Annotated in this window: 6 protein-coding genes and 1 pseudogene; all 7 read right to left on the bottom strand. The window is 67.1% G+C overall.

Features of this window, described 5'->3' with window-relative positions:
* Positions 1–217: 217 nt before the first annotated feature.
* Positions 218–409, bottom strand: coding sequence for a hypothetical protein (locus tag ACTQXI_RS08790; protein ID WP_055287498.1), 192 nt, complete (start codon positions 407–409; stop codon positions 218–220).
* Positions 406–1,176 (bottom strand): IS21-like element helper ATPase IstB, encoded by a 771-nt coding sequence (istB, locus tag ACTQXI_RS08785; protein ID WP_082421956.1) that lies wholly within the window; start codon positions 1,174–1,176, stop codon positions 406–408. Before istB (ACTQXI_RS08785) ends, ACTQXI_RS08790 begins: the two co-directional genes overlap by 4 nt.
* The gene (locus ACTQXI_RS08780; protein ID WP_161162606.1) at positions 1,177–1,410 is read right to left on the bottom strand and encodes a hypothetical protein; all 234 of its coding nucleotides are present in this window, start codon (positions 1,408–1,410) and stop codon (positions 1,177–1,179) included. It abuts the gene before it with no gap.
* Positions 1,411–1,633: 223 nt separating this feature from the next.
* Positions 1,634–2,413, bottom strand: coding sequence for an IS21-like element helper ATPase IstB (gene istB / locus ACTQXI_RS08775; RefSeq protein WP_441016565.1), 780 nt, complete (start codon positions 2,411–2,413; stop codon positions 1,634–1,636).
* Entirely contained in the window at positions 2,413–3,645 is a 1,233-nt protein-coding gene (istA, locus tag ACTQXI_RS08770; RefSeq protein WP_441016562.1) for an IS21 family transposase, read from the bottom strand. The genes istB (ACTQXI_RS08775) and istA (ACTQXI_RS08770) overlap by 1 nt, the downstream gene beginning before the upstream one ends.
* Positions 3,646–3,776: 131 nt before the next feature.
* The gene (gene istA / locus ACTQXI_RS08765; protein WP_441548529.1) at positions 3,777–4,901 is read right to left on the bottom strand and encodes an IS21 family transposase; all 1,125 of its coding nucleotides are present in this window, start codon (positions 4,899–4,901) and stop codon (positions 3,777–3,779) included.
* Between the two features lie 142 nt (positions 4,902–5,043).
* Positions 5,044–5,453: pseudogene (locus ACTQXI_RS08760) on the bottom strand (transposase); the annotation flags it as partial.

Here is a 5,453-nt window from a genome sequence, read left to right as displayed (position 1 = left end):
CCGCGTGGTACATGGCCGTCACGGTGGCGGCGTCGCGCCCGCGGAACACCTGCGACACGATCCTGCCCACGCGGCGCCTGAGCTGCCAGGAGCCGGCCTCGCGCATGCAGTGTGTTCCGTCAAGTAAAAATCGACAAATACGTCTGTCGAATTTCGACACCCTCATGCTGACCGCCTCCGGGCGGGCCGGCGCCGTCGCGGCCGGCCCGCCCGCTGCCTAGAACGGTATCTCCCAGTCCTCCGGGGGCACCTCCTCCATCCCGCCCCGCTCGCCCGTCATCAGCGGGTGGTCCGGCGTCAGCCCGCAGCCCGGGCACTGGAAGAGCCCGCAGAGCGCCTGCGCGTCCCAGGCGCCGGCGTCGCGGTCCTTCATCCTGTTCACCGGGCAGTCCTCCGCGGCGTACCTCATTCGGCCTCACCCTTCCCGAGCATCAGCGCGTTTTCCATCCTGTAGCTGGCGCCGTTGAACTCCACCAGCCTGCCCGTGTAGACGAGCCTGTCCACGACGGCCGCGGCCATCTTGTCGTCGCCGAACACCGTGCCCCACCTGCTGAACTCTATGTTGGTGGTGACTATGAGGCTCTGGGTGCCCTCGGGGGCCGACATGACCTGGAACAGCAGCCTCGCCCCCTCGACGTCGAGCGGCACGTAGCCGAGCTCGTCGAGTACCAGCAGGTCCGCCGACAGCAGGTCGTCGAGCTCCCTGCGCAGCCTGCCGCGGTCGCGCGCGTCGGCCAGGTGCATCACGAGCTGCGCGACGGTGAAGAACCTCACGGACTTGCCGGCCCTGACGGCGGCGGCGCCGACCGCGATGGCGAGGTGGGTCTTGCCCCTGCCCGTCTTCCCGTGGAAGACGAAGTCCTGGCACGCGTCGATGAAGGCGAGCGACCTGAGGTCGGCCTCCCCGTAGCCGTCGGGGAACGAGACCTGGGAGAAGTCGTAGCCGTCGAGCGACTTGGCCGCGGGGAACCTCGCCCTGCGCATCCTCCTCTCCAGCTGGTTGGCGGCCCTGACCTCCATCTGCCTGGCCAGCAGGCCCTCGACCGCCCTCATCTCGGGGAGCGTTGCCTCCTCGCAGAACTCGTCGACGACGCTGTTCGAGAACAGCATCGAGCGCGCCTTGCCCCTCAGCGAGGACTCGAGCAGGCGCCTGTCGGGGCATGCGGCCCTGGCCATCTACGCCACCCCCATGAAGCCGTCGTAGACGCCGAGGTCCACGGGCTCGTCGTAGGTGACGGTCCCCGTGGCGGCGCGCGCCGCGCTGACGGCGACCGACGCCTCGTCGATGCGGCCGGTCGCCTCGTAGGCGAGGCGCACCGCCTGCAGCGTGGCCTCCCATCCGGAGGTGGCCGCCTGGTCGCGCATCACCCTCAGCTCGGCCTTCAGGCCCGCCCTGTCCAGTGAGTCCATATGCTCCCTGAGCTCGTCGGGGAGCGCCTCCCTCACCCTGCTGTTCTCCCAGCCGCCGGCGTTCCACGCCAGCAGGGCGAGCTGCGAGGCGGGGTCGGACGTGTCGGTCGGGGCGCTGCCGTGTTAACGTCAATGTATTTTTGCCCAATCGCGCCAATTATTTTTGCCCCATCGCGCCAGCTCACGATGTCCAGCCGCACCAATGCAAATTGCCCAATTCTGGCTATTCTTCTTTCATCTTCCTTTCCGTCGGCACGTCCTTGAGCCTGTAGGAGCGGCCGGTTATCTTGATGACGTGGCAGTGGTGGCAGATCCTGTCGGCGATGGCGCTGGCGGCCACCTCGTCGCCGAACACCTTCGCCCATCCCGTTATGCCAACGTTGGTGGTGATGATCGTGGACCGCTGCTCGTAGCGGGTGCTCACCAGCTGGAACAGCAGGTCGGCGCCGCCCTCGTCGATGTCCAGGTAGCCCAGCTCGTCGATGATGAGCAGCTTCGAGTGGGCGTAGTACTTCAGCCTCTTCTTGAGTATCCCCCTGGACTGGGCGTCCTTCAGGTCGTCCACGAGCCTGGCGCAGTCTATGAACCTCACCTCCTTGCCGGCCTTCACGGCCTCTATGCCGATCGCGGTGGCGAGGTGGGTCTTGCCCACGCCGGGGCTGCCCACCAGCAGCACGTTCTCGGCCCTGTCCACGAACCTCAGCGTCGCCAGCTCCTCAACCAGGGGCCTGGGCACGGAGGGCTGGAAGGACCAGTCGAAGTCCGCCAGCGTCTTCACGCACGGGAACCCCGACGAGCGTATCCGCAGCCTCGTGATCCTCTGCGTCCTGGCCTCCACTTCGACCTGCGTCATCTGCGCCACCGCGGAGCAGAAGTCCGCATCGCCCTCCGACACCATCCGCATGTAGTCGGGCAAAAGCGCCGACATCTCGTGCAGCCCCAGCGTCCCCAGGTTGTTCTGTGCCCTCACGTAGGGGCTGGCCTCGATCGCGGGATCCGCCATCACTTTCCTCCCATCCGCCCGAGCAGCTCCAGGTTCGCCCGCGCCTGCTCGCGTATGTCCTCGTCGGCCGCCCAGGCCTTATCCGCCATGGCCTCCACGTAGTGCTCTTCTGTATAATTGATCTTGCTGGCGCCCTGCGCCGCGTCGTGGACCGCGACCAGCTCGCCCGCCACGGTGATGCGGATCTGCCCGCCCGGCATCGTCACCACCCTGGCCTTCCTCCCGATGCACCTGCGGGGCACCGACCACTGCCTGCCGGCGGCCCTGACGAGCATCGTCGGCGGCACCACCTGATCAGAGACGTCGCCGACCATCGATTCCAGCAGGGTCGCGTTGCCTATCGGCTGCAGGAACTCCTTCTCCCGCATGAATAGCGCCGAGGGCGGCAGCCCCGTCGTGTCGTTGGGCTCCGAGTTGCTCCTGGCCTCGATGCGCGCGATGGCCGCCAGCAGCCCGTCCAGGCCCACGAAGTCGCGATCGTAGGCCGAGAGCCTGTTCAGGAAGCGGTTGGCGGACTCGTCCTTCCCCTTGGTCTGGGGGGCGCCCGCCCGGCACAGCTGCAGGTCGAAGCCGGCCTCCTTGGCGAACCGCCACGCCCTCTCGTTCCTGACGCGCCGGCCCGTGGACATGTTGACCAGCGACGACATGTTGTCGGTGAGGCACTCCTGCGGCACGCCGCCCATGAACTTGAACGCGCCCAACAGGCAGGCCAGCAGGTCGTCCGTGGTCCGGGTGGCCGAGTAGGTGAACTTGTGGAGCCTCGAGTACCCCAGGGTCGCGGAGAACACGTTGAACTCGAAGACCTCGCCGTTGGCGTCCACCATGGTGATGCCCTCCTTCCAGTCGAACTGCATCTGGCGGCCCGGAGGGGTCTCGAAGCGGGGGTGCGCGTCCGGTGCGCGCAGCGCGCCGAACGCGATGCCGTTCTTCCTGCAGTACTCGGTGAAGGCGTTGTACCCCGGCAGGCGGGCGTCCGGGTGCCTGTGCAGCAGGAACTCGTGGACGGCCTTCTTCGTGATGCCGGGAAGCTCGGCTTTTGCCTCTATCACCTCCCGGAACGGGTCGAAGCCGCTGCCCCTCGACGCCCTGCCGTCGTCGAGGTCGCCGCCCGCTCGCCAGTATTTGGCCACGGTCTTGCGGCTCATCCCGTGCCTGCGGCCGATCTCGCTGAAGTTGGGCTTGGTGCCGGATTGCCTGTACATGCTCAACTCGCCCATAACGTTCCTTTCCATATCGTCCTCCTCTCGAAAGGTTACTCGAGGGGAGGGTACCTTCGTTGGCGCGGTTGGGCAAAATGCGTTGGCGCTGTTGGCACATCTATCTTGGTGCTATTGGATTTTTACGTTGGTGTAACTGGCCCTTTTTATATTGGCATTAACATGCCGTAGGCCCTGGGGTGCTCGCAGACGAGCTCGCCGCTGTCGGGGTCGTAGACGCTCACGGTCGTCGCCCGCAGGCCGACCGTGAGCCTGCGGCGCGAGAGCGACGGGTGCGTGGAGTAGAGGTGGCGGCCCCTCTCGCCGACCGAGACCTTGCCCTTCTTGTCGGCGGTGCGAGAGACGTAGGTGACGCAGTCGAGGGGCTTGGCCGGCAGCCCGAGCATCGCCAGCCTGTCGGCCTCGAAGAGATCGAGCTCGCGCTCGCCCTTTATCCAGTGGGGCTTGTCGGACATGGCGAGGCTGCGCTCGAGCAGCCTGCGGTTGAAGGCGCCGGCGTCCCACAGCTGGGGGACGGGGACGAAGAGGTTGCGGCGCACGCAGCCCACCTTGTTCTCGACGCTGCCCTTCTCGTTGCCCGAGCGGGGGTTGCAGAACCTGAAGCGGAAGCCGTAGTGGGCGCTGCAGGCGGCGAACAACTCGGTCGTCCGGACCCCGCCGCCGACGCGGCGGCCGACGCCGGTCGCGTTGTCGAAGACGATCTTGGTCGGCACGCCGCCGACGTGCTCGAAGACGTTGCGCAGGGCCTGGCAGACGCACTCCGACGTCTCGCCCGGGAAGACCTGGGCCAGCCCGACGTTGGAGTACGGGAACGTCATCACGAAGAAGCTCAGCGTGGTCCGCATCCCCCTCACGTAGAAGTCGGCCTCGCCGAAGTCGGCCTGCGCCTCGCCGGGGCCCCAGACGAGGTCGAGGTACTGGGCGTCGGCCGCCTCCGCCGAGCGGCGGGCCCTAATCTCCCTGACGCACCGCTCCACGGTGCTGACGGAGACGTCGGCGCCGCACTCGGAGACGAGCCTGTCGTGGACGCGCTTTGCGGTATGGCGCTGCTTGCGTCCGCTGCGCATGTCGTCGTCGAGCCAGGACTCGATCAGGGGCCTGTACGGGTCGAGCTTTGAGCCCTGCGCCCGCCTCGCGGGCGGCTTGGGGCTGAAGTCGTCCATGTCGCGGTACTTGTAGACGGTGTCCCGGCTCACGCCGGTCTTGCGCGCGATCTCGGCGACGCTGTCCCCCTGCCGCCACAGCAGGCGTATAGAATTCTTATCGGTCATGCTGATCATTTCCTCTCCGGGCCTCCTTTGGTAGATACGAAGCACCACCAAGATAGCCCTGCGATCTGGTCAGCATGCCCCTTGCGGGAAGTGTCGACTTTATGCTGCCGTTTTTGTCGATTTAGATGTTACGGAATACAATGCAGTCGCGCATGAGGTGGACCGCGCAGCGCTGCCACGCGGCGCCCTGGAAGACCTCGCCGAGCGCCCGGACGAGCCCCGGGTGGGCGTCCGAGACGACGAGCCGCACGCCCGCCGCCCCGCGCGAGCGGATGGCCCGCAGGAAGGCGAGCCACGAGTCGTAAGACTCGGTGTCAACCACGTCGACGCCAAGGACGCGCCTCCAGCCGCCCGCATCGCAGCCGATGGCGGTGACCACGGCGGTGGAGGCGACGCGCCCCTCGCGGCGGCACTTGACGTAGGTCGCGTCGAGCCAGACGTAGGGCACCGGCGAGCCGTCGAGCGGCCTTCCGCACAGATCCTCGATGTCTGCGTCCAGGCTCGAGGCGATTGCGCTCACCTGGTCCTTCGAGAGCCTGGAGACGCCCATCT

The sequence above is a fragment of the Collinsella sp. LCP19S3_C9 genome (assembly GCF_052121575.1).
Classification (GTDB): domain Bacteria; phylum Actinomycetota; class Coriobacteriia; order Coriobacteriales; family Coriobacteriaceae; genus Collinsella.
The sequence above is the reverse complement of the archived record's forward strand: the minus strand, read 5'-3'. Positions and strand labels throughout refer to the sequence as shown.